Source organism: Paracoccus sp. S4493 (assembly GCF_000967735.1).
Taxonomy (GTDB): Bacteria; Pseudomonadota; Alphaproteobacteria; order Rhodobacterales; family Rhodobacteraceae; genus Paracoccus; species Paracoccus marcusii.
The window spans coordinates 1-251 of record NZ_JXYF01000484.1 but is presented as its reverse complement, the minus strand read 5'-3'; the positions used below and the strand labels follow the sequence as shown (position 1 = coordinate 251).

General features: G+C 74.1%; 1 protein-coding gene. It reads right to left on the bottom strand.

The features are described 5' to 3' along the window. Nucleotides 1–192 (bottom strand): cytochrome c-type biogenesis protein (locus TW83_RS18640; RefSeq protein ID WP_045984283.1); only part of this gene is annotated, 192 nt, incomplete at its 3' end. Between the last annotated feature and the right edge of the window lie 59 nt (nucleotides 193–251).

The window sequence follows — 251 nt, the reverse complement described above, 5'->3', positions numbered from 1 at the left end:
GCGCAGGTCGCGGCTGATCGGCGCGTTGGACTCGTCGATGTTCTCTCCCTGGCAGACGGGGCAACGCAGCTGTTGCGAAATCTCGCGGGCGCGTGCCTCCATCGCGGCGTCGGGCAGGACCTCGTCGGGCTGGACGGCCAGGACCGGACAGGCGGTCAGGATCAGCGCCAGTGCGGCGGCCCGGACCCTCATTCCGCGGGGACCGCGCCGGGGCGCGCCTGCCGGGCCGCACCCGCCGCTACGCGATAGCG